25 protein-coding genes are annotated in these 23,391 nt (G+C 61.0%); 17 read left to right on the top strand and 8 right to left on the bottom strand.

What is annotated here, in order from left to right:
• Positions 1-98 precede the first annotated feature (98 nt).
• Both rstA and trmA read right to left on the bottom strand, forming a co-directional pair.
• Positions 99-809 carry a two-component system response regulator RstA gene (gene rstA, locus QLG02_RS08370; RefSeq protein WP_025202500.1) on the bottom strand — a complete coding sequence of 237 codons (711 nt, stop codon included), beginning with the start codon at positions 807-809 and terminating at the stop codon, positions 99-101.
• 149 nt (positions 810-958) lie between these two features.
• Positions 959-2,092: a tRNA (uridine(54)-C5)-methyltransferase TrmA gene (trmA, locus tag QLG02_RS08375; protein ID WP_282464957.1), complete on the bottom strand. Its 1,134-nt coding sequence runs from the start codon at positions 2,090-2,092 to the stop codon at positions 959-961.
• Between the two features lie 170 nt (positions 2,093-2,262).
• Between trmA and QLG02_RS08380 the strand changes: the two genes are divergently transcribed.
• The 7 genes from QLG02_RS08380 to QLG02_RS08410 all read left to right on the top strand — a co-directional run bounded on the left by QLG02_RS08380 (position 2,263) and on the right by QLG02_RS08410 (position 8,536).
• Positions 2,263-3,405, top strand: a complete 1,143-nt coding sequence (locus tag QLG02_RS08380; protein WP_282464958.1) for a DUF5610 domain-containing protein — start codon at positions 2,263-2,265, stop codon at positions 3,403-3,405.
• Positions 3,406-3,492: 87 nt separating this feature from the next.
• Entirely contained in the window at positions 3,493-4,026 is a 534-nt protein-coding gene (locus QLG02_RS08385) for an ATP--cob(I)alamin adenosyltransferase (RefSeq protein WP_282464959.1), read from the top strand.
• A gap of 97 nt (positions 4,027-4,123) precedes the next feature.
• Positions 4,124-5,806, top strand: coding sequence for an HAD-IIIC family phosphatase (locus tag QLG02_RS08390; RefSeq protein ID WP_282464960.1), 1,683 nt, complete (start codon positions 4,124-4,126; stop codon positions 5,804-5,806).
• The gene (locus tag QLG02_RS08395; RefSeq protein ID WP_024945539.1) at positions 5,799-6,023 is read left to right on the top strand and encodes an acyl carrier protein; all 225 of its coding nucleotides are present in this window, start codon (positions 5,799-5,801) and stop codon (positions 6,021-6,023) included. Before QLG02_RS08390 ends, QLG02_RS08395 begins: the two co-directional genes overlap by 8 nt.
• Positions 6,020-6,784, top strand: a complete 765-nt coding sequence (locus QLG02_RS08400; protein ID WP_282464961.1) for an AAC(3) family N-acetyltransferase — start codon at positions 6,020-6,022, stop codon at positions 6,782-6,784. Before QLG02_RS08395 ends, QLG02_RS08400 begins: the two co-directional genes overlap by 4 nt.
• Positions 6,774-7,178, top strand: coding sequence for a VOC family protein (locus tag QLG02_RS08405; RefSeq protein ID WP_282464962.1), 405 nt, complete (start codon positions 6,774-6,776; stop codon positions 7,176-7,178). Before QLG02_RS08400 ends, QLG02_RS08405 begins: the two co-directional genes overlap by 11 nt.
• Positions 7,175-8,536 (top strand): DUF4910 domain-containing protein, encoded by a 1,362-nt coding sequence (locus QLG02_RS08410; RefSeq protein WP_282464963.1) that lies wholly within the window; start codon positions 7,175-7,177, stop codon positions 8,534-8,536. Before QLG02_RS08405 ends, QLG02_RS08410 begins: the two co-directional genes overlap by 4 nt.
• Here QLG02_RS08410 and QLG02_RS08415 read toward each other — a convergent pair.
• Genes QLG02_RS08415 through pseF form a run of 6 tightly spaced genes read right to left on the bottom strand, consistent with a single transcriptional unit; the run spans position 8,518 to position 13,803 of the window.
• Positions 8,518-9,264, bottom strand: a complete 747-nt coding sequence (locus QLG02_RS08415) for a class I SAM-dependent methyltransferase (RefSeq protein WP_282464964.1) — start codon at positions 9,262-9,264, stop codon at positions 8,518-8,520. The genes QLG02_RS08410 and QLG02_RS08415 overlap by 19 nt on opposite strands.
• On the bottom strand, positions 9,264-9,524 hold the full coding sequence (locus QLG02_RS08420) for a hypothetical protein (protein WP_282464965.1): 261 nt from the start codon (positions 9,522-9,524) through the stop codon (positions 9,264-9,266). The genes QLG02_RS08415 and QLG02_RS08420 overlap by 1 nt, the downstream gene beginning before the upstream one ends.
• Positions 9,521-10,816, bottom strand: coding sequence for a 6-hydroxymethylpterin diphosphokinase MptE-like protein (locus tag QLG02_RS08425; protein WP_282464966.1), 1,296 nt, complete (start codon positions 10,814-10,816; stop codon positions 9,521-9,523). The genes QLG02_RS08420 and QLG02_RS08425 overlap by 4 nt, the downstream gene beginning before the upstream one ends.
• Entirely contained in the window at positions 10,809-11,855 is a 1,047-nt protein-coding gene (pseI, locus tag QLG02_RS08430) for a pseudaminic acid synthase (RefSeq protein ID WP_282464967.1), read from the bottom strand. The genes QLG02_RS08425 and pseI overlap by 8 nt, the downstream gene beginning before the upstream one ends.
• A 6-nt stretch (positions 11,856-11,861) precedes the next feature.
• Positions 11,862-13,118, bottom strand: a complete 1,257-nt coding sequence (pseG, locus tag QLG02_RS08435) for a UDP-2,4-diacetamido-2,4,6-trideoxy-beta-L-altropyranose hydrolase (RefSeq protein ID WP_282464968.1) — start codon at positions 13,116-13,118, stop codon at positions 11,862-11,864.
• The gene (pseF, locus tag QLG02_RS08440; protein ID WP_282464969.1) at positions 13,108-13,803 is read right to left on the bottom strand and encodes a pseudaminic acid cytidylyltransferase; all 696 of its coding nucleotides are present in this window, start codon (positions 13,801-13,803) and stop codon (positions 13,108-13,110) included. Before pseF ends, pseG begins: the two co-directional genes overlap by 11 nt.
• 164 nt (positions 13,804-13,967) lie before the next feature.
• Between pseF and QLG02_RS08445 the strand changes: the two genes are divergently transcribed.
• From QLG02_RS08445 to QLG02_RS08490, 10 genes are all read left to right on the top strand, one after another.
• Entirely contained in the window at positions 13,968-14,504 is a 537-nt protein-coding gene (locus QLG02_RS08445; protein ID WP_282464970.1) for a GNAT family N-acetyltransferase, read from the top strand.
• Positions 14,501-14,734: an acyl carrier protein gene (locus QLG02_RS08450; protein ID WP_005306726.1), complete on the top strand. Its 234-nt coding sequence runs from the start codon at positions 14,501-14,503 to the stop codon at positions 14,732-14,734. The genes QLG02_RS08445 and QLG02_RS08450 overlap by 4 nt, the downstream gene beginning before the upstream one ends.
• Complete coding sequence (locus QLG02_RS08455; protein WP_282464971.1) at positions 14,734-15,483, top strand: SDR family NAD(P)-dependent oxidoreductase; 750 nt, start codon at positions 14,734-14,736, stop codon at positions 15,481-15,483. The genes QLG02_RS08450 and QLG02_RS08455 overlap by 1 nt, the downstream gene beginning before the upstream one ends.
• A complete protein-coding gene (locus QLG02_RS08460) occupies positions 15,483-16,853 on the top strand; it encodes an AMP-binding protein (RefSeq protein WP_282464972.1) in 1,371 nt (456 codons plus the stop codon). Before QLG02_RS08455 ends, QLG02_RS08460 begins: the two co-directional genes overlap by 1 nt.
• The gene (locus QLG02_RS08465) at positions 16,853-17,911 is read left to right on the top strand and encodes an acyl-protein synthetase (protein WP_282464973.1); all 1,059 of its coding nucleotides are present in this window, start codon (positions 16,853-16,855) and stop codon (positions 17,909-17,911) included. Before QLG02_RS08460 ends, QLG02_RS08465 begins: the two co-directional genes overlap by 1 nt.
• The gene (locus tag QLG02_RS08470) at positions 17,908-19,095 is read left to right on the top strand and encodes an acyl-CoA reductase (RefSeq protein ID WP_282465020.1); all 1,188 of its coding nucleotides are present in this window, start codon (positions 17,908-17,910) and stop codon (positions 19,093-19,095) included. Before QLG02_RS08465 ends, QLG02_RS08470 begins: the two co-directional genes overlap by 4 nt.
• A 170-nt stretch (positions 19,096-19,265) precedes the next feature.
• Positions 19,266-20,213, top strand: a complete 948-nt coding sequence (locus QLG02_RS08475; protein ID WP_282464974.1) for a glycosyltransferase family A protein — start codon at positions 19,266-19,268, stop codon at positions 20,211-20,213.
• 34 nt (positions 20,214-20,247) lie between these two features.
• A complete protein-coding gene (locus QLG02_RS08480) occupies positions 20,248-21,357 on the top strand; it encodes a glycosyltransferase (RefSeq protein WP_282464975.1) in 1,110 nt (369 codons plus the stop codon).
• A gap of 25 nt (positions 21,358-21,382) precedes the next feature.
• Positions 21,383-22,051, top strand: coding sequence for a methyltransferase domain-containing protein (locus tag QLG02_RS08485; RefSeq protein WP_282464976.1), 669 nt, complete (start codon positions 21,383-21,385; stop codon positions 22,049-22,051).
• Positions 22,052-22,073: 22 nt separating this feature from the next.
• On the top strand, positions 22,074-23,381 hold the full coding sequence (locus QLG02_RS08490) for a glycosyltransferase (protein WP_282464977.1): 1,308 nt from the start codon (positions 22,074-22,076) through the stop codon (positions 23,379-23,381).
• Positions 23,382-23,391: the final 10 nt, after the last annotated feature.

Raw genomic sequence — 23,391 nt, forward strand, 5'->3', positions numbered from 1 at the left:
GGGTGGCGTCTGGGCATTGCCTTGTTGCCCCCTCATCCCCAACCCTTCTCCCGCAAGGGGAGAAGGGAGCAGAGAGCATCAAGGTCATTCGGCGGGGCTTATTCCCAGGCGTGGGGCACCAGCAGGTAGCCTTTTTGGCGCACCGTCTTGATGCGGGTCGGGTTGCTGGTATCGTCCCCCAGCTTGCGGCGCAGGCGGGAGATGGCCACGTCCATGCTGCGGTCCTGGCCGTCGTAGTCGCGACCGCGCAGGCTGCGAAACAGCGCCTCCCGCCCCAGGATCTGGCCGGCGTGGCAGGCCAGCTCCCACAAGAGATCGAAATCGGCGGTGGAGAGCGGAATGCTGTCGCCGTCAAGGCGCACGTCCCGGCCCGGGCCGTCGATCTGCAGCCGGCCGAACTGCAGGCGCTGGGGCGGCGTGCTGGCGACCACGGGCTGCGGGGCCTGCTGTCCCTGCTGGCGGAACTGGACCCGCAGCCGGGCCAGCAGCACGGGGGGCGGCGTGGTCTTGAGGATATAGTCGTTGGCACCCAGCTCCAGGCTCAGGATCTGGTTCATGTCGCTGTCCAGCGAGGTGAGCATGACGATGGGGCCGGCAAAGCGCGGGCGCAGATCCCGGCACAGGGATAGACCATCCTGACCTGGCAGCATGATGTCGAGCAGCACCAGGTCCGGTTGCTCGGCCTCGACCCTGGCCAGCGCCCGATCGCCCCTCGGCTCCAGTAGCACCTCCATGTCGTGGCGGGCCAGCCAGCTGCTGATGAGCTGGCCTATCTCGGGATCATCTTCAACAAAAAGAATGCGTTGCATGGTGGCATGACACCCAGACTGTGGCGCGGATGCGCGTGCCGCCAGCATAGCGGCTCCGGCCGCCCCATGCACAGGGTTAAATAATCAAACAGGGCCCGCGGGCCCTGTCTTGTTTTGCTGGTCGAGCTGGGAATTATGCCCCGGCGGCATCAACCTGCCTTGCGCTTGAGATAGACCCCGGCTTCCATATGGTGAGTCCAGGGGAACTGATCGAACAGGGCGAAGCGGGCGATCTCGTGGGTGTCGCCGAGCACCGCCATGTTGGCCTGCAGGGTCTCGGGGTTGCAGGAGATGTAGAGGATGTTGTCGTAATCCTGCACCAGCTTGACGGTGGCGTCGTCGAGACCGGCCCGGGGCGGGTCGACGAAGATGGTGTTGCACTGGTAGGCGGAGAGATCCACCCCCTTGAGGCGGTTGAACTCCCGCTCGCCGCGCATCGCCATGGTGAACTCCTCGGCCGACATGCGCAGGATGATCAGGTTGTCGACGCCGTTGGCGGCGATATTGAACTGGGCGGAGTCCACGCTCGGCTTGGCGATCTCGGTGGCCAGCACTTTGCGGAAGTTCTGCGCCAGGGCGATGGAGAAGTTGCCGTTGCCGCAGTAGAGCTCCAGCAGGTCGCCCTCGCTCCCCTTGGTCACGTCCAGCGCCCAGCCCAGCATCTGTTCGTTGATGGCGGCGTTGGGCTGGGTGAAGCTGTTTTCCACCTGCTTGTAGACCAGCTCGCGGCCCTGCACGGTCAGTCGCTCGACGACGAACTCCTCCCCCAGGCAAATCTTCTGCTTGTGGGCGCGGCCAATCAGCTGCACATCGAACCCCTTGGCCCGCAGGTCGGCCTGCAGCGCTTCGGCGGCCTGCTGCCACTCGCTCTCCAGCTTGCGGTGGTAGAGCAGGCTGACGCAGATCTGGCCGGACTGGGTGGAGAGGTAGTCGATCTGGAACAGCTTGCGGCGCAGCACGGGGTGCGGGCGCAGCCCCTCCAGCAGCACCGGCATCAGCTGGTTGATGAGGCGGCTGGCGGTGGGGAACTGATCGACCCGGATGATCTCCTTGGTAGCCGGCGCATACATGCAGTGATACAGGTCGTCACCGTCGTGCCAGATGCGAAACTCGGCGCGCATCCGGTAGTGTTCGGCGGGGGAGGCGTGCACTTCCAGCGCAGGCAGGGTGAAATCGGCAAACAACCCGCAGAGGCGCTCGCGCTTCTCGTCGAGCTGGGCCTGGTAATCGGCCGGGGTTCGAAGGGGCGCCGGGTCGGCGGAAACCTGCTGGGATTGGGTCATGATTTACCTCACATGCACACCGGTCTGGCCGGGTCGAAATCGGGGGAAGCCTGCAGCCACCCAAAGGGGCCCGATTTTAAAAGGCCGCCGCAGATTGTCCAGTATTTTGTGGTCAAGAAGTGTGCAGTCAGGCCGATAGCTGATCTACAGGCATGGTGGGAGGACACATTATGCAGATCGACGGAGTGGGCGCGGCCCAACCCAAGGGAGTGGGTGTTGCTCCCAAATCGCCCCAGCAGGCGGACTCGAAACCGATAAGCAACGAGGACGAAGTCTCGTTGCACAAGGCGCCGAAATGGGCGCAGGTGCTGGTGCAGCAGGCGCTGCAGTTCGCGCTGGAGATCAATGGCCAGGGCTACAAGGCGCCCAAGGCGCAGGATCAGCCGGAGACGGTGACCCCGGATACCCTGTTCGACTTTCAGTCGGTGGCCGACAACGTACTGCAGTTTGTCACCGGCCGGCTGGGGGCTGCCCGGGCCGACGGCAAGTCGGACGACAGCCTGACCGGCATGATGGAGCAGGCCCGCAAGGGAGTGGACAAGGGCTTTGGCGATGCCAGGAAGCAGCTCGGCGACTGGGCGGACAATTCCGACATCAAGACCGGCATGGATCAGAGCTACAAGCTGATCCAGGAGGGGCTCGATCAGTTCGAGAAGGAGTTCTTCGGCAAGGTCTCCACCACCGACATGGGCCAGGCCGAGATGGCCAGCCGTCAGCAGGGCTCGCTGGAGATCCAGACCAAGGATGGCGACAAGGTGGTGCTGCGTTTCAACGACAGCTGGCAGACCAAGTCCCAGAAGGATGACAGCGGCAGCCAGTTCAGCCTCAAGTCGAGCCAGAGCTTCAGCTTCTCGCTGGAGGGCAACCTGAGCAGCGAGGAGATGGACTCCATCGGCAAGCTGGTCAAGGGGATCGACGATCTGGCCGGCAACTTCTTCTCCGGCAATTTCGACGACCTGTTGAAGAAGGCGGGCGATCTGAAACTGGATGACAGCCAGCTGGCCTCCTATTCGCTCAAGCTCAAGCAGAGCCTCAAGCTGAGCCAGACCTATCAGGGGGCGCACTCCCTGCAGGAGATGCTCAAGCCGCTGGCGGACTACCTGCCCAAGCTGGATCAGGTGCAGCAGCAGGCGGACTCTCTGCTACCGGCATCCCAGCAGCAGGCGCTGACGCCGGCGGTGCTGGCGGCCCGTGGCCAGAGCGATCCGGCCCAGGTGGGCAGCTTCACCAGTTTCAACCAGCGGATGCTGGATGCGCTGCGGATGATCGGCCAGTTCCAGCCGGCGACGGATGCCAGCAGCAAGAGCGTCTGAACCGTTTCGAATCGAGGACCATGACCGGCCGTTTGCCAGCTCCTGCGGGGGCTGGCAAACTGGCCTTTTTCCCGATCCGGCCAGCCCATGAACCCGAAAAAGCCCAGAGACAAGCGCGAGCTTTGCTACCCCTTCATCTTCGAGACCCAGTTCCAGTGTGACTACGAGATCGCCACCGACGAGCTCTGCTGCCAGGTGGGCGCCGTGTTGTCACACCTGGCTCCGGATGCCGAGATTGCGCCCATGCAGGCGGATCTTGCGGCGCTGCAGCGGCTTATCTACAACCTCAACGGCTCGGTGCGCGGCAGGCTCGGCATCTTCGAGGAGGATCTGGACTGGCTGAAGGGGCGTTACGATCACTACAACGAGGCGAGCCGCGGCCGGGTCACCGGTTTCGTGCTGCCGCAAGGGCCGCAGCCGATCCCGACCCTGCACCTGTGCCGCTGCGGCAGCAAGAAGGTGGTGCGGCTGCTGGTGCGACTGGAAGAGAGCGGGGTGCGCTTCGACCCCATCCTCTATCGGTTCGCCAACCTGCTGGCCAACTTCTTCTTCGTGCTGACCGTCTACCTCAAGCAGTTGTGGCAGGTGGACGAGGTACCCTACGTCAGCATCAACTACTGAATACGGCCAAAAAAGCTTTTGTTTTTCATGAAGATCAAACACGATCATCCCATTTGTCGGTCGCCGGGATGGTTCCGGTAGCGCAGTGGGGAAGGCCATGACCATGCTTCATCTCAGTGGCAGTTCGTTCTTGATGCCGGGCAACCTCGCCTGGCGACCCCTGGCTGAATACGGCGAAGTGCAGGTTGCCCCTCATGGCCAGTGGCTGCAGACCCTGATGCACCAGAGCACCGAGGCTGCGGCCGGGACCCATATCATTATCTGGCTGTGGGAAGATCTGGTGCCTGCCCGGACCCTGCAGGAGTGGGGCCGTCTGGCGCAGGATGAGCAGCTGCTGGCGGTTGCCGCCTTCGTCGACGCGCTCTGCCAGCCTCTGTTGCAGCATCTGCAGCGCCGCCCGCAGGATCATCTACTGGTGGGGGCCTGCAGCCATGCGCCGCTCTGTGTCTATGGCACGGCCCCTGCCGTGCTGGCCGTGCTGGCCAGTGCGTTCGAGCAGCAGATGGCCCGCCTGCGCCTGCAGCAACCCGGCCTGGACGACCTGCACCTGCCACTCTGGCTGCAACAGTATGGCCGCCAGCACTGCTTCGATCGGCGCAACCTCTATCTGATGTCCTGCCCCTTCTCCATGGCCGGTCTGGCCAGCCTGGCGCAGTGGATTCTCCCCTTGCTGCAGCGGTTGCAGCAACCCGCCCACAAGGTGCTGGTGCTCGACTGCGACAATACCCTGTGGGGCGGCGTGGTCGGCGAAGACGGTGTCGGCGGCGTCCTGCTGGGACAGGACGGGATGGGCCGGCTCTACCAGGCCTTCCAGCAGGCGGCCAGCCACTGGCACGGGCAGGGCATAGTGCTGGCGCTCTGCTCCAAGAATCTGGCGGACGATGTGTGGCGGCTGTTTGACGAGCATCCGGGCATGGTGCTGACACGGGCGCAGATCGCCGCCGCCGAAATCGGCTGGGAGCCAAAATCCCAGGGGCTGCGGCGGCTGGCCGCCCGCCTCAATGTCGGGCTGGACAGCCTGGTCTTCTGGGATGACAGCGAGCTTGAGCGAGCCGAGGTGCGGGCCAACTGCCCCGAGGTGATGGTGATGACCCCGCCGGTCGATCTCTGGAGCTGGCCGGATGCCCTGCTGACGCTGCCGGCCCTGTGCAGTCGCCACCAGAGCCGGGATGACGGCCTGCGGCAGCACTCCTATCAGGCCCAGGCCGAGGCCGAGGCGGTGCGCCGGCAACTGGGCGACGAGCACGCCTTCCTGCGGCAATTGGCGCTGCAGGCCGACTGGCAGCCGCTCTCCCCGGGCAACCAGTTGCGAGCCGAACAGCTCAGCCAGAAGACCAATCAGTTCAACCTCTCCGGCCGCCGCTATCAGGCGGCGGAGCTGGCCCGGCTGGCCGCCGAGGGCGGTGACGTCTGGCTGACCAGCCTGCGAGACCGATTCGCCGATCACGGCATGACGGCCCTGCTGGTGGTGCGCCCGCTCGACGAGGGCAGGGCGCTGCTGGATACCCTGGCCATCAGCTGCCGGGTGCTGGGGCGCGGCTTTGAATACTGGCTGCTGGCGCAACTGGCAAACCATCTGCGGGCGCAAGGCGTGACCGAGCTGGTCATCAGCCTGGTTGCCACCACCCGCAACCAGCCGGCACGGGATTTTCTGGCGAGCCTGCCAACCCGGCCGATAACCACTCCAGCGGGGTTGCTGCCGCTGGCGGACGAGGTGTTCCTCAGTCTGGATCTCTGCTCTCTTTCTCTCCCGTTTTTGGAGTTCTACGCCAATGAATGACCTTATCGCGCTGGCACACCAGCAGTTCCCCCAGGCCAGCGTCAATGCACAGTCTGCCCTCGGCAGCTTTCCCGAGTGGGATTCTCTGGGTCACTTCAACCTGCTGTTGCTGGTCGAACAGCACTATGCCGTGCGGTTCGAGCCGCACGAGCTGGCCGAGTTGAAGAGTCTGGCCGACATCCAGCAAGCCCTGCTGCGCAAAGGGGTTGCCGTGTGAAACAGGCACTCGAGCGGGCGCTGACCGAGCTGGGGATCCCCAGAGGCGGCGCCCTGATGGTGCACTCGGATGCCATGGTGGTGGCCCAGTTTGCCGGCATGGGCAACGCCGCAGGCATCGCGGCTTTCTGGACATGCCTGGAGCAGTGGCTGGGCGGGCACCTGCTGGTGCCGACCTTCAGTTACAGCCCGATGGCGGACGAGTGCTTCGATCCGGCGCAGACTCCGAGCAAGGTGGGCTTGATGACGGAGCTGTTCCGTCAGCGCGAAGGGGTGGTGCGCACGCTCGATCCCGTCTTCAGCATGGCAATCAGCGGCCCGCAGGGGCCTGCGCTGGTGGCCCGGGAGTGTCACGACTGTTTCGGTCAGGAGAGCCCGTTTGGCTGGCTGGCGGAGCAGGACGGCTGGCTGCTGGGGCTGGGTTGCCACCCCGACCGCATCACCTTCACCCACTACGTGGAGCAGCGGCTGGCCGTCTCCTACCGCTATCACAAGATGTTTGCTGGCCGGGTGTGCGTAGACGGCGGCGTGCGGGAGTGGCAGGCTGATTACTATGTGCGCGATCTGTCGCTGGCCAGCGAAATCGACCTCTCCCGGCTGGTGGCCCTGTTGCAGGAGCGGGGAGCCTGGCGCCAGACGCTGTGCCAGCGGGTGCCGGTCTGGGCGGTGTCGTGCCGCGACTTCATCCTGGCTGCCAGCGAGTTGCTGGCGGCCGCCCCATACGCCCTGATCCGGGCGGGAGGAGAGTCCCATGCAGTTTGATCACATCGGACTGGTGGTGCCGGACCTGGCGAGCGGTGTGGCCTATTGCCGCGACGTGCTGGGGCTGAGCCGCTTCTCGGCGGCGGTGGAAGATCCGCTGCAACGGGTCTGGGTGCAGTTCGTGCATGACGACCATGGCCTCTGCTACGAGCTGGTCGCCCCGGCCGGCGAGGAGAGCCCGGTTGCCCAGGTGCTCAAGACCCGGCGCAACGTCATCAACCACCTTGCCTATCGGGTGAACAACCTGCAGGAGAGCGCCGAACGGCTGCGCGCACGGCGCCACCTGCCCCTCGGGCCTAGCCAGCCAGCCATCGCCTTTGGCGGTGCCCATGTCCAGTTTTTCCTGAGCCCGCTTGGCCACATTGTCGAATTGATCGAGGCACCTACCCCATGAGTTTTTCACCCAAGAGCGGTTATCTGCCCACCGACTGGGACGACCAGGCACAGATCGGTGAACAGCTGCATCGGCTGCTTACCCTGCAGTTTCCACTCAACCGCAGCCTGACCGGGGACGGGGTACGGCAGTCGCTGGCCCTGTGGCGCGAGCACTGCCTGCCCGAGCTGCAGATCCATGAAGTGGCCAGCGGCACCGAGTGCTTCGACTGGACCGTGCCTGACGAGTGGAACGTGCGGGAGGCCTACATAGTGGGGCCGGATGGACGCAGGGTGGTGGACTTCCAGGACCACAACCTGCATCTGGTCGGTTACTCGGAGCCGGTGCGCTGCACCCTCTCGCTGGCCGAGTTGCAGCCCCATCTTCACTCTCTGCCCGAGCAGCCGGACGCCATTCCCTATGTGACCTCCTACTACAAGCGCCGCTGGGGCTTCTGTCTGCCCCATCGGCTGCGAGAGGCGCTGCCGGAGGGGGAATATCAGGTGGTGATCGATGCCACCCTGGCACCAGGCTCGCTCACCTATGGTGACTGGGTGCTGCCGGGGGAGAGCGAGCAGGAGATCCTGCTGTCGAGCTACACCTGCCACCCCTCCATGGCCAACAACGAGCTCTCCGGCCCCTGCGTCGGCGTCTTCCTGATGGCCTGGCTGGCGTCACTGCCAACACGTCGCTACAGCTACCGGCTGATGCTGGTCCCTGAAACCCTGGGGGCCATCGTCTATCTCTCCCGCCATCTGGACCAGCTCAAGCAGCGCACTCTGGCCGGCTTCAATCTGACCTGCCTTGGTGATGACCGTAGCTACTCCTTCCTGCCTTCCCGCCAGGGCAACACGCTGGCGGATCGCATCGGTCGGCATGTGCTCGGCCATCTGGCGCCGGGTTACCAGGCTTACAGCTTCCTGGAGCGGGGCTCCAACGAGCGGCAGCTGTGCGCACCCGGCATCGATCTACCGGTCACCTCGGTGATGCGCAGCCGATACGGCTGTTATGCCGAGTACCACACCTCGCTCGATGACCTCTCGCTGGTGACGCCGGCCGGTCTGGCGGGCGGCTTCATGGCGTTGCGCCGGGCCATCGAGTGTCTGGAGCTGGATGAGCGCTGCGAGGTCACCGTGCTGGGCGAGCCCCAGCTCGGCAAGCGGGGGCTCTACCCGGACTTGTCGACCCGCTATTCGGGCTGGCAGGTGCGGGAGATGATGAATCTGCTGGCCTACAGCGACGGCAAGCTGACCCTGTTCGAGATCGCCGAGACCATAGGGGCGCCGTTCTGGCGGGTGGAACCGCTGGCGCGGATGTTGCTGGATGCCAGGCTGCTGCGTCGCCTCAGCCCGCAACCGGACTACTCGATCACCAGATAGGCCGGCCCCGGGTTGTGCGGGGTGCGGCGGATGGCGTAGCGATCCAGCCCCAGCACCTCCTTGAGGGCCAGGGTCTCCCCCGGAAAGGCGGGCCAGTTGAGCTCATCGAATGCCAGCACCGAGCCTTTGGTCAGGTGCGGCTTGATGAGCTCGAGGCAGCGGCGGGTCGGCTCGTAGAGATCAAAGTCAAAATAGGCCAGCGCAACCATGGTCTCCGGCTGACGAGCCAGATAGGCCGGCAGCGTCTCGGTCACATCCCCCTTCACCAGCTCATGCTTGACGATATGGTCCAGCGGGCTTTCCGCCTCATGGGCGGCGAGCAGTTGGGCCAGATGCTGCTCATAGCCCGGCGTCACCCCGTAGGCACCGGGCAGGATGGCGGCGTCGCTGCCATCCTGCGGAGCGTGGGAAGGGAAGCCGCTGAAGGTATCGAATCCCACCAGCTTGCGGTTGTAGTTGTAAGGCTCATACATGCCGCGAAACGAGGAGAAGAGCGCCAGGTTCTGACCCCAGCGGGTGCCGAAATCCATGATGACGCCGTGGACCGGCACGATCTTCTGATACAGCTCGTGCATGAACAGGATACGGGAGAGCGACTGGCGCTTGAGGTAGAGGCCCAGGTTGTTCTGCAGCTCGGCCGCGGGCAGCGGGCTGGCGTGCAGCAACTCGCTGAAGGTCTGGCGGCGTGACAGCTCCTGCTCGGAGGCGTTGGACATTGCCTTGATCATCAGTGGTCTCCTGTGGTGGTGTCGCCGGCCGGGGTCGACAGGTAGTGCACCACTTCATATTCGAGGTAGTCGGCCAGTCCCAGCCAGTCCTGGCGCTCCTGGCACTGCAGCAGGGCTGCTACCAGCCCGGGCGGCAGGTTGCCCTGCTCGATGATCACCTCTTGCAGCAGTTCCGGCAATGCCTGACTGGCGGCGACCGACTGCCCCAGCCGAAACTGGTGCGCCAGGGCGGTTAGGCGGGTGATCTGGCCGTTTTTCATTGCACGTACTCCGGGTGATAGCGGCAGCCGGCGATCTCCGCCCCTTCCCGGCTGCAGTTCCAGAATTGCACCTCGGGGTGGCGCGCTATGTAGCGCTCGAGCTCGGTGCGGTAGGCGGAAAAGTTCGGATTGGTCTTGACCCGCCGGCCATGGCCGTCGAGGGCCCAGCTGAGTGCCAGCGCGGCGCTGGGACCGAGGGCACCGTCGGCCCAGCCCGAGTGGGTGAGCTCGCCGGGAAAGGCGAAGTCGGTACCCAGCAGGATGACCTGGTGGCAACCCATCTGCACGGCGAGATCCACGGCGGGATGAATGACGCTGCCGCCCGAGTGCAGCACGCCCTTGGGGAGCGTCTGCCGCAGCTGCTGATACATGGGGCTGCGGGAGTAGGCGGTCTTGCGCGGCCCCTGCCAGGCCAGCAGGGCTGCCGTGGGAACCGTGGGGTAATAGACCAGGGTGGTCTGGGCCGACTGGGCGGCGGGCAGCCGGTTGCCGTCGATGGCGTCATCTATGGTGACGACGATGTCGGGCCGGATGCCGTGGCCAAGCAAAAACGCCAGCGCGGTATCGACGCTGATCAGCAGGTAGTCCTGACGACGGCGCTGCAACTGGGCCTGCAGGGTGGCCAGGTTGTGCTGCAGGGTCGGACCGCTCGCCACGATCAGCGCCTGCTTGCCCTGAGCCAGACCGAACAGGGACGCCACATCGCCGTCGCCGGCCAGCAGATCGCGGTTTTCGGCCAGCCGCCGGGTGACGTCGGGGTGCTCGGCGTCGAACCTGGCCCGGGCGAACGGCAAGTCGATTTCACTCACCAGCCGGTCGCGGATGCGGGCGGCGGCATCTTCCACCAGCAGCAGCTCGGGCGGCAGGGCGAAGAAGGGCAGCCGCACCTCCCCTTCGTCGCTAGCCATCATCAGCTCGACCCTGGGGTCAGTCAGCCAGTCCTGCTGGTCCAGCAGCCGCAGTACCAGGGCAAACAGGGCGCCATTCATGATCTTCACTTCCAGCCGCTTGAGGCTGCTGCGCCCCAGCAGGGTGCGCGGCAGATCGCCGAGCCCGGTGCCGTAGAGGTGCAGCACCGGTTGCTCGGGCAGGCTGGCGGCCTGCAGCTCGGCTTCCTTCACCCGGTCGTGCCGGCTGGTGAGCTGGATGCCGTGGAGGCTGAGGGTGGAGCCGAGCCCCTCGGTCAGCTCGGCCGGCAGGCTTTCAACGTCCTGTGCCAGCAGGCGGGGCCAGAGGGCGGGCCAGCGCTGGCTGATGAGCCTGCCGTGCTGGTTGAAGAGATCATCACTCATCGTTGTCTATCCACTCCCAGCTCAGCGGTTGGTTGGCACTCAGGCTGCGGTTGACCCGCTTGCCGATGAGCCGATCGTAATCGGCGGGGGGCAGGCCAAGGGCGGGGCGCACCGACTTGATATGCTCTGCGGTGAGCACCTCGCCGGCGGCCATCTCCTTGACCAGATAGAGGGAGCGGCGAAACGCGCGGTTGCCCTGTTCACTGGCGGTGAGCTGGTAATCGGCCACCCCGAGGGCGGCATGAGCGGTATTGACCGAGGCTACCAGCTCGGTGAGTTCGGCCGGTTCCATGGAGAAGGCGCAATCCGGCCCGCCGTCGGCGCGGGCCAGGGTGAAGTGTTTCTCGATGAGGGTGGCCCCGAGCGCGGTGGCGGCGATGGCCGTGGCCGATCCCAGGGTGTGATCGGAGAGCCCCACTTCGACCCCGAAGCGCTGGCGCAACATAGGGATGGTACGCAGGTTGTATTCGGCTGCCGGCGCCGGATAGCCGCTGACGCAGTGCAGCAGGGCCAGCTGGCCGTTGCCGTGTTTGAGTGCCATCTCGACCGCGGCGGCGATCTCGGCCTCGTTCGCCATGCCGGTGGACATGATGAGTGGCTTGCCGGTCTGGGCGGCATAGCGGATAAGGGGCAAGTCCACCAGCTCGAAGGAGGCGATCTTGTAGGCCGGGCAGCCGAGGGATTCCAACAGATCCACCGCGCTGAAGTCGAACGGACTGCTGAAGACCGTCAGGCCCAGCTCGCGCCCCTTGGCAAACAGCGCCTGATGCCACTCCCAGGGGGTGTGCGCCCACTCATAGAGGTCATAGAGGTTGTGGCCATCCCACAAACCGCCGTGGATCTGAAATTCTGGCCGATCACTGTTGAGGGTGATGGTGTCGGGCCGGTAGGTTTGCAGCTTGACCGCGCTGGCTCCTGCCTCCTTGGCGGCGGTCATGATGGCCAGTGCGCGATCCAGGTTGCCGTTGTGGTTGGCCGACAGTTCGGCGATCACATAGGGAGCCTGCGCCGGGCCGATGGATTGATGGGCGATCTGCATCTGTGTTCAGACTCCTGTGCCAAGTTGCCAGCCTTGCGGCGCCGGCTGCCAGGGGGCAGCCGGCGCTATCTGCGGTGGCTCGGCAAGATAGAGGGGAAATTGGGAGAAAATTGTCTGCAAGCGATGTGCCAGCTCTTGCCACTCCGTGGGCTGAAGTGGCCGGGTGGCCTGCCATGTCAGCCGCTGGCCGTTCAGCGTCAGGGTGAGCAGCGGCTGGTCATCATGGCGTAGTTGCCACTGTTGGCCATCTGGTAACAGTTGATAATCCGATTGTTGCAGCAACCGGGCGGTGAGCCGATCCAGCCCCAGCCCGTCCACCTGCTGCTGGCCACGGCGGCGGTAGTCGTCGGCCTGCCGCTCAAGCCGTTGCAGGGCCTGCAGCAGCCGCTCAGGCTCGGCCAGCTCGCTCAGGGTCAGCCGCTCGGCCAGCTGAAAGCGGGCGATCACCTGGTCGTTGAACTGCTGGTTGTCGACGATGGGTACCGCAAGGGTCGGCAGGCCGAGACAGGCCCGCTCCCAGGTCATGCCGCCGGCGGCGCCGATGGCGAAGTCGTGCCGGCTCATCAGGTCGGCCATCTGGTCGCTCTGGCGCAGCAGCACCAGGTCGAGGTCGGCCAGTTCGGCCACTCTCTGCTCCAGCTCGGGCCAGAAGGGATTGGCGCCGCCCGCCACCAGGGTCCACTGGATGGTGCGGGCCCAGGGCAGCCGAGCCAGGCTGTTGAGAGTGACGAGGCAGGCACCCGCCGGGTCGGCGCCGCCAAAGCAGATAAGGCCCCGTTGCCACTGACTGGCGTGTTGCCGCGCCAGCTGGCGATAGGCGGGGCGCAGCAGGGCATAGTCGGTGCCCAGCAGCAGCCGGCAATCGGCGGGGGTGAGCGGCTGGTAATCGGCGGCGCGGCGCAAGGGGCCCTGATCCAGCAGCAGCTGGCAGTGGTGCGGTCGATCGGCCAGATCATCGATTACCAGCACGCGGTGGCAGTGGGCGGCCAGCTGGGTTTCGAGCCGCCGGTCAATCTGGTAGTGGTCGACGATCAGCCAGTCGGGCTGCAGGTGGGGCAACGGGCCGGCGTCGTCCAGCGTGCTCAGGGGATGATGGTGATGGGGCCGCAGCAACGACAGCAGGTGCGCCGGCAGATCGTGGCAGAGGAAGTGGCACTCGGCCCCGGCGGCGTGCAGCCGATCGGCGATGGCCAGGCAGCGCATCAGGTGGCCCAGGCCGATATTGGCGCCGGCGTCGAGCCGGAAGGCAACCTTAAACGTCATCTTGGGCCAGCACTTGATAGAGCAGTTCGGCCAGGTGCCAATCTTCCGGCGTGTCGATGTCGACCACCCTGTGCCTTGGCAGTATGTGGCCGATCCCTTCTCCCCCCACCGGGCTGATCCCCCCCAGCCAGGCCGCGCGGCTGCCCCAGTAGAACTGGCCGGCATCCTGATAGGCGGGCTCCAGGTCCTGGGAGCGTTTCGCCATCTGCTCCGGCCAGAAGGGGGTGACCCGGCCCTGCTCATCCATGCGCACGGCGCGCTGGATCGGGAAGCCAAACTCGGCCACCGTGTAGACGAAGGGAGCCTGGCTGGCGAGCAGGCGAGCGTGGGCGGCGCGCAGGTCGGCGGCCTGGATCAGCGGCACGGTGGCATAGATGCAGCAGTAGTGCTCTGCCTGGATGCCGAGCTGGTCGAGCCGCTGGATGGTGTCGATGACCACAGGGGTGGTGCCGGTATGATCATCGGCGAGGTTGGCTGGCCGCAAAAATGGCACTTCCGCCCCCAGTTGACGAGCGACCTTGGCAATCTCCTTGTCATCGGTGGAGACCACCACACGACTGAAACAGCCCGAGTCTCTGGCCGCCTCAATGGCGTAGGCAATCATGGGCAAGCCGCAGAAGGGACGGATGTTCTTGCGGGGAATGCGCTTGCTGCCGCCCCGTGCCGGGATGATGGCGATGGCCATGATGCTCTCTCCCTGAGGAGCCCGACGTGGTCGCCGGGCCGGATAATTGATGACAACTCGTTGATTATTTTTGAGATTATACCGAGTTTTCATCTTATATTATTGAGCTTTGCTACGGAATTGCCCGGCGATGGTCGATAACATGGGCAAGTGATGGAACGTCATTGGTATTGAACATGAGTTATGGTGTCGAATTGCGCCCGCTCCAGCCCTGGGATCTGCCTACCCTGCGACGCTGGCGCAACCAGGACGAGGTGCGGTTGCAGATGGTGGAGCAGGCGCTCATCTCCCCCCGCCAGCAACGGCAGTGGTTCGTCAGCAGCCTGGAACGGCCTGACCAGCAGCACTGGGTGCTCTGGTGCCGCGGCCTGCGGGCCGGCTACGTCAACCTGAAAGGGGAGGTGCGGCAATCGCTGCAGGGGCAGCCGGTGGCCGATGCCGGCCTCTATCTGGGCCGCTCCAGCGTGCGCCACCCCATGTTGGCCGTCGCCGCCGCCCTGTCACAGCTCGATCAGGGCTTCGATACCTTCGGGCTCGGCTGCATCCGCACTCTGGTGCGCACCGGCAACGACGCCGCCCTGCGCCTCAACGCACAGCTCGGCTATCGCCAACAGGGGCAACAGGGCGACTTCATCGCCCTCGAACTGCAGCCCGCCGACTATTATGCCGCCCGAGAACGGCTACGGAGATTTTTCAGATGACTACAGCGTTGGAACAGGTTTTTGCCGATGCCCTCGGCATCGACGTCGGCAGTGTCAGCGACCAGCTGGCCTACAACAGCATTCCCCAGTGGGACTCCGTTGCCCACATGGGCCTGATCGCCCAGCTGGAGGACTGCTACGGCGTGCTGCTCGATACCGATGACATCATCGACATGAGCTCGGTCGCCAAGGCGCGGGAGATCCTCGCCAAGTATGGGGTCGCCCTCTGATGCAGGGGCTGCTGCAAGGCAAGCGGGTGTTGATCACCGGCGCCGGGCGCGGCATCGGGCTCGCCATTGCCCGGCTGTTTGCCGCGCAGGGGGCCGAACTGTGGCTGGCGGGACGCGATGAGGCGGCCATGAGCAGGCTGGCCGATGAGCTCGGCGCCGAGTTCGGCGTGCCTTGTCAGCCGCTCTGTGTCGACGTGGCACAGCCGCAGGTGGTGAAGCAGGCCTTTCAGCAGCTGTTTGCCCAGACGCGCCAGCTGGACGTGCTGGTCAACAATGCCGGCATGCTGGAAGAGGGGCTGCTCGGTATGGTCAATCAGGCACAGCTGGAGCAGACCTTCAGTCACAACACCTTCAGCGTGGTCTATTGCAGCCAGTATGCCGCCCGCCTGATGCAGCGCAGCGGTGGCGGCAGCATCATCAATTTGGCCTCCCTGATGGGGCGGGTGGGTGCCGCCGGCCTTTGCAGCTATGCCGGCAGCAAGGCGGCGGTGATCGGCATCACCCAGTCGCTGGCCAAGGAGCTGGCCGCCAGCCGGATCCGGGTCAATGCCATCGCCCCCGGCTTCATCGACACCGAGATGGCCCACGTCATCCCGGACGACAAGTTTGCCGAGCGGCTCGCCAGCATCGCCATGGGGCGCATCGGCACGCCGGACGAAGTGGCCAAGGTGGCGCTGTTCCTCGCTTCCGACCTGGCAAGCTATGTGACCGGCCAGGTCATCGGTGTGGATGGAGGCATGACGGTCTGATGGAACACGCGCATACACTGCTCAGCCACCTGCGGGAAGACAACCTGGCGCTGGCCTGGCGTGACCCGCAAGAGGGCTGGCTCTCCTACGGCGAGCTGGCACGGCGGCTGGCGCGGCTGGCGGCCAGCTATCCGGACGAGCGCAGCCTGGTCTATCTGCCCTTTTTCACCCGCACCGCCCACCTGCTGCACTATCTGGCTGCGCTCAAGCTGGGGCATGTCGTGATGCTGGCAGACCCGGCCCTCCCAGCGAGCCAGCACGATGCCAGCTGCCGGCAGTTTGGCGTGAGCTGGCGGGTCAATGACGCCGGCGAGCTGGAGCGGCTTGCCGCGACGACGCCCGCCCTGCACCCTGCGTTGTCAGTAATGCTGCCGACCTCGGGCAGCACCGGCAGCGCCAAGTGGGTGCGGCTGTCGGGGCGCAATCTGGTTGCCAACGCCACCTCCATCGCCGACTATCTGGCGCTGACGGCGGCTGAGCGGGCCATCACCAGCCTGCCGCTGTACTACTCCTACGGCTTGTCGGTGCTCAACAGCCATCTGCTGGTGGGCGCCTCCCTGGTGCAGCACGAAGGGAGCGTGCTGGAGCGCGACTTCTGGCAGCAGGTCGACCTGCTCGGCGTGAGCAGCTTTGCCGGGGTGCCCTTTACCTATCAGATGCTGGCCCGGCTGCGCTTTGACTGGGCCCGCTACCCCTCTTTGCAGACCCTGACCCAGGCGGGCGGGCGTCTCGAACCCGCGCTGGCGCAGCAGTTTGCCGAGCAGGCCCTGCGGCTGGAGCGGCGCTTCTTCGTCATGTACGGCCAGACCGAGGCCACCGCCCGCATGGCCTGGCTGGCGGCGCCCGAGGTGGCTGCTCATCCGGATGCCATCGGCCGCGCCATTCCCGGCGGCCAGTTCGCTTTGCGCGCGCTGGAGGGGGGCAAACCCGGGGAGGGGGAGCTGGTCTATCGCGGCGACAACGTCATGCTGGGCTACGCTGGCACGGCCGAGGATCTGGCGCTGGGCGCCCAGCTGCAGGAGCTGGCCACCGGCGATCTGGCCCGTTGCGATGAGGCGGGCCGCTACTACATCTGCGGCCGGCTCAGCCGTTTTCTCAAGCTGTTCGGCAAGCGGGTCAGCCTGGCGGAGGTCGAGAGCCAGCTCCATCGCTGGGGCTGGACGGGGGCTTGCGGCGGGCGTGACGACTGCCTGCTGGTGGCTGTCGAGCCGCGCGGTGACCAGGCGGCCGACGGCTTGCAGCGCGAGCTGGCGCAGTGGCTGCAGGCCCCGCCGCGCGCGGTGCGGGTGATACAGATGGCACAGCTGCCGCGCACCGCCAACCACAAGATTGACTACGCCGCCCTGACCAGACTGGCGGGGGAGGCGTGATGGAGCACTTGCTGAGCGCGCCGGTCTTCGCGCTGCCCCAGGCCGCCAAACAGGCGCTGCTGCTGGCGCGGCTCAACGCGTTGACTGCGCATCATCGGGCCCACTGCACGGCCTATGACAATGTGCTGCAAGCCTTCGGCTGGACGGCCGCGGCGACCGACTACGGTGCGTTGCCCTATCTGGCGGCCCGGCTGTTCAAACTGGCCCAATGGCAGAGCGTGCCGCAGAGCGAGGTGTTCAAGGTGCTCACCTCGTCGGGCACCACGGGCTCACCATCACGGATCGTGCTAGACAGGGAGACAGCCGCCCTGCAGAGCAAGGTGCTGGTGAAGATCCTGCAGGAGTTTGTCGGCAAGCAGCGCCTGCCCATGCTGCTGGTGGAGCAACCCGCCCTCATCCAGAGCCGCAGCGGCTTTTCGGCGCGTGGCGCGGGCGCGCTGGGGCTCTCCTTCCTAGGCCGTGATCACACCTATGCTCTCGACGAGCAGATGCGGCCCAACTGGCCTGTCATCGAGGCCTTCTGTGACAAATATGCCGGCCAGCCGGTGCTGCTGTTCGGCTTCACCTTCATGGTCTGGCAATGCCTGCTGGAGCCGCTGCGCGAGCGCGGCCTGCAACTGCCGCTGACACAGGGTATTTTGTTTCACAGCGGCGGCTGGAAGAAGTTGCAGCACCTGGCGGTGGACAATCCTGCCTTCAAGGCCCGTTGCCGCGAACAGCTGGGGCTGGGTCGGGTGCACAACTTCTATGGCATGGTGGAGCAGGTGGGCTCCATCTTCGTCGAGTGCGAGCAGGGTCACCTGCATGCTCCCGTGTTTGCCGATGTACAGGTGCGCGATCCGCTCACCCATCAGCCGCTCGGGATTGGCAGCCCAGGCCTGCTGCAGGTGCTCTCCGCCATTCCCGGCAGTTATCCCGGCCACAGCCTGCTGAGCGAGGATCTCGGCGTGCTGCTGGGGGAGGATGACTGCCCTTGTGGCCGCCATGGCCGTTATTTTCACGTAGCGGGACGCCAGCACGGCGCCGAGGTGAGGGGATGCAGCGACACCTTCCAATGACCCCGTCCGGGGTGACCACCGGGCTCTGGCAGGAGGGGCCGGCGGTCGGCTTCGTGGCCCCGACGACGGGCTGGCAAACCTTCTGCCCGCAGCCGCTGCCCTGCTTTGCTCCCGTCATCTGCGACTTCGTGGCGGCGCTGTCGGCCCGCCTGCAACAGGAGGGGCGTCGCCACCCCGATCTGGCCGCGTTCGGTTTCTGGCTGCGACCGCGCCAGCTGGCCAGAGAACAGCAGCGCTTGCAGGGACGGGGGCCGCTGGGGGTCACCTTTCACCTGGTGCCCTCCAACGTGCCGACGGTGGCTTTCTACTCCTGGTTGATGGCTCTGTTGATGGGCAATCCCTGCGTGGTGCGGCTGTCGTCACGCCGCGATCCGCAGCAGGAGGCCATGCTGGCGATCCTCAATGAACTGTTCAGCCTCGGTGAATGGCAAGAGATCGCCGCCCGTACCCGCTTCATTCGCTATGACCACGACGAGGGCATCACAACCTGGCTGTCGGCGCGCTGCCGGCTGCGCATCATCTGGGGTGGCGACGAGACCATTCGCCAGGTGCGGGCCATTTCACTGGCGCCGGCGGCGCAGGAAGTGGTGTTTCCGGATCGCCGCTCGATGGCGGTACTCGACAGCCGCTGGCTGGCCGGACTGGATCCGCAAGAGTGGCAACGGACGCTGGATGCCCTGCAGCAGGACTGCACCCGTTTCAACCAGCAGGCCTGCGCCTCGCCGACCACCCTCTGCTGGCTGGGTGAACCCGACGAGGGACTGCGCCGCCGCCTGCTGGAAGCCCTGTTTGCCCCCTTTGCTGCCGATCCCGCCCTGGCGATGGAACGGCTCATCCACAGTCAACAAAATGCCGCCGAGCTGGGGGGAATGAAGGTGACCCGCTTGTCCGGCGTCACCTTATTGACTCCGGCGAGCGAGCTGCGGCTCGCACACGTCGGAGGAGGTACAGTTGCCGAATTTGTGGCCGATACCCTGAATGAGCTGCTGGCACAGCCCTGGGACATGCAGACCTGCGTCTGGGTCGGCGGTGACAGGGCCGAGGTCGAAGCGGCGCTGCCGACTGCCCCCACCTGCCGGATTGACCGGGTGGTGGCGCCGGGACAGGCGCTCGCATTCGAATGGCACTGGGATGGCATCGACATGCTGCAACTGTGCAGCCGTGGCCTCAGCCGACGCGAATAATCGGGTGCGGCTCACATAAATCCAGCAGCTTCAATGGATTAGCTTGGTCAGGCATACCTCTTGCAGTAAAACCTGACAGAGAGGGAGAAAGGTTGACAGGGACCGTGCGGTAGCCTTGCCCATTTTCTCCCATCCGCTTCTTTTCTATTCATTTTCCCTTGGATTTCCCTATGAAAGTCAGCGTATTGGTGCCCGTCTACAATCTGGCGCGCTTCATCGAACCCTGCCTGCTCAGCCTGCTCGAGCAGCAGACGGATTTCGAGTTCGAGGTGATCGCCATCGATGACGGCTCGAGTGATGACTCCTGGTCCATCATGCAACGGCTGGCACAGCAGTGGCCGGGATTGCGTATCTTGCAAAACAAAAAAAACAAAGGGGTGTGCCTGACCATACGTGCTTTGCTGGAACAAGCTCGGGGAATGTACATGGTTTATGTCGATGGAGATGATTTGGCTCTTCCCGGCAAGCTGCAGGCGCTGACCAATCATCTGGATAGGCATCCCGATTGTGGTTTCGTTTATCATGAGGCTGAAGTATTTGATAGCGACTCAAATCGTACCACCTCGCTATTCAGCAGGGATTATTACAACGCGAAATATATCCCTGAGCGAGCGGGTCCGGAACACCTAGTCCAGTACGGACTCTTTTTCAATACCAGTTCCTGTGCTTTCCGTCGACATGAAAGAATGTTGGATGCAGTGAATCTTGATTGCCATGTAGTGAACGATTACTCCTGGCATATTCTCAATTCATTTTATTTGGGAGGAAGAATAGACCGTATTTCACAGGTGTATGGGCGTTATAGAGTCCATAGCGACAGCATTTGTGGAACTATTCGTGCTTCAGATGAACGTCGTAAGCTTGCCTTGCAAGATATGTTGGTCGCGTGTGACTTGGCACTTGAGGTAGGAATGGATGAGCTGTTGGTGAAAAAGGGGAAAAGCCATCTTTGGTTTTCCACTGCGCTGTATTTTTTACGCGCCAGAAACTGGGCGTTGTTTGATTCGTTCATCACGGACTCGGTTCAGTCTCAGTGGTTTTTTGATGAGCGTCATGAATTTGCGTGGCAACATAGAAATGAACCAGAACGAGTACATGAGAAAATTTTTGGAAAATAGACTACATGTCGCATGAACTTGAACAGGTAACCAAATGAAAAAAACGATCCATGTTGCCTTCTGCATTGATAATGGTTTTGCTATTCATTTAGCTGCTTTGATCCATAGTCTAGGGATACATCTTAAGCACGACTTTCAGCTAAAATGCCACATTTTAGGTCGACTTAATAAAGAAAATATATCTAAATTATCGTCACTAGTTTACAATGATTTGAATGTTATATTTCATGAAAATATACCTGATTATAAAAAAATACCTATCAGTAGCCTCTACAATAATCGATTGAATGAGGTCACTTATTATAGATTTGCCATACCTGAAGTCTTGCATAATGTTGAGAAGGTCTTGTTCATTGATGCAGACATGATTGCGGTGGGGGATATCAGCCCACTTTGGTCGGTAGATATGGGGGGCTCCGTTGCTGCCGTAGTATCTGATCATATTTTGGGGGGGGATAAAAAGAAGCAGCAGGAGCGAGGGATATTATCTGGTAGATATTTCAATGCAGGCTTCATTTTGATGGACCTTAGCAAATGGCGGGGGAATAATATCAGTCAGCAGGCGTTGGATCTGCTCATTGATAATAATGGTTTTGAGCATAATGATCAGGATGCCTTAAACATTATTTTGCAGAATAAGGTTCTTTATCTCGATGAGAAGTGGAATGCCCAACCTAATCACCTTGTACAAAAAGACATGCTCGTACCCATCCTCGTGCATTTTTGTGGTCAGGAAAAGCCTTGGCACACATATTGTGCTCACCCTTTTAAAGATAGTTATCTAGCAAGTCGTGCTGAGACTGAGTATGCAGGTGAGCCACTGCAGGCATATCTTGACCAAGATGATATGGATATTTTGTCTCGCCTTAAAAAAATATTCCCTAATGGGGCATGTATCGCCGTTTGGGGGGCTGGCCAGAGAGGGCGGCGCCTGTGCTATGAAATAATAAATAACATGAATGAATACTCAATAATATATATTGTTGATAAAAATGTGGGTGGTGAGTTTATGGGGATAGAGATAAAGCCTCATCTTGTAAAAGTAGAAGGCGTTGATGCAGTAATAATTGCTTCAATCCCTTATAGAGATGAAATCACAATGGAAATAAATGCTGTGACAACTTATAAATCAGTAATTATTTAGTTCATGGTACAGAAATGGGGCGGAAATGAAAAAAAAAGAGTGGGCGAAAGGGGTTTTATCTGAAGTGCAATTTTGGTCTTCATGGGTAAGAGAGTGCGGGGGATTGTGGCCACGGGATTTTCTTGACAGACTAGATCCTGATCTTCCTCTGCGTGGGACGCTACATGATCTTGTCAGTTCTTGTGATGGAACTGATATTACTATCCTAGATTGTGGCGCTGGGCCACTCACCATCTTAGGAAAGAAGCATACTAATAAAAGAATAAAAATAACGGCGATAGATGCGTTAGCAGACGAATATCATAAATTTAGCTATCCATCTCCTCCTCCGATACTAACAGAACTATGTGAAACAGAACATATACTGGATAGCTTTGCTAAGAATTCATTTGATATTACATATGCTAGAAATACATTGGATCATAGCTATGACCCGATAAGATGTATCATGAATATGATAGAAGTTACTAGACCTGGTGGCTATATATATATTCAGCATTCAGCTAATGAGGCTGAGCATGAGAAGTATAACGGAATGCATCAATGGAATTTTTGTATAGAAAACGGAAGTCTATATGTCTGGAATAAGAGGGAGAGAGTGAATATATGTGATTTAATAAGAGATCTTGTATGTGTAGAAGCAATTTCAGAAAATGGCTCTATACATGTTGATGTGATTTTTAGAAAGCAGTAGTAGTTATCATAAGGGTTCAAGTATGCGCGTATCAATAGTAATTCCATGCTATCAGCAAGAAGAGTATTTAAACCGGGCACTTGAATCTATTGACAAGCAGGATTATCAAGATATAGAAGTCATTGTGGTTGATGATGGTTCCGCGCAACCGGTACAGATTACTCAGGATAAATATTCTTTTCTTATTAAATTAATTCGGCAGCCCAACCAGGGTCTGTCGTCTGCAAGAAATACAGGATTAGTTCATAGTAGTGGGACTATTATAAAGTTCCTTGATGCTGATGATACATTATTACCAGGATGCATCAGTGCTCAGGTAGCCAATTTTTATAATGGCACTGAGGTTATAAGTGTCATTGGCTTTGTTGAGCATGATGAAGACACTAATGCCACGGCAAAGATTATACCTGCTTTCGGTGATCCTTTATCCGCTTTGATGATGGATAATCTGGCTCCAATTCATAGTTATATGTTTCTCAAATCTGCTCTGGAAAAAATAGGTGGATTCTCGACGGATAGCCGTGTTGTTAATGGCTGTGAGGATTATGATCTTGTATTTAGATTAGCTATCGCAGGTAGTCAGTTTTATTCGTCTCATCAGTGTGGCGTTGTCTATTTTAGACGCGTTGGAACCATGTCAAAAAATAAATATGGCATGCAACTGTCGCGTGTTGAGGTCTGGTTACACAATGTATCGTTTTTATTGAAATGCAAACCAGAGGTTTCTGTTGAATACATAATTCCAATGCTTTCAGGTTTGGCAAAAATACATAAGTGGTTGCAGACAGAACATCAGTTGATAGCACAAGATATTATAACAATTATCAATGGTGAACTGGCCAAGCATTGGGAGAACTTTCCTAGGGATGAATTATCTTTCATAAAGAAAAACTTCGCGTCTATTGCGTTGTTTTCTCCAGTTGTTGAATATTTGAACAGCGTGCTGGATAATTACTCGAGTGTAAAAATTAATATAAACACAATAGAGATCAATAATTATAAGCAGTTTTTGAATGCAATGAAGAACAAAATAGAAGATGAATGGGTAATTAAGATACTCTTACATGCTAAAAAATATAGTGGTCGGATCGGAATATACGGTGCTGGAGAATATGGTGTTCGGATTCATGAAATATGTAAGGCTGCTGGTTATGAGATCAAGTGCTACTTTGATAAATCACTTTTCAACAGTGTATCAGATTGCGGCATACCGATATATCACCCTAATGACATAGTTACTAAAAATGTTGCGTTAGTTATTATTGCATCCGTTGCATTCTATGATGAAATTTATGAAAGTCTCAAAGGGTTGCCCTGCATCGTAATATAATAAGGCCAGT

Source organism: Aeromonas sp. V90_14 (genome assembly GCF_029967615.1).
GTDB classification, from domain to species: Bacteria; Pseudomonadota; Gammaproteobacteria; order Enterobacterales; family Aeromonadaceae; genus Aeromonas; species Aeromonas hydrophila.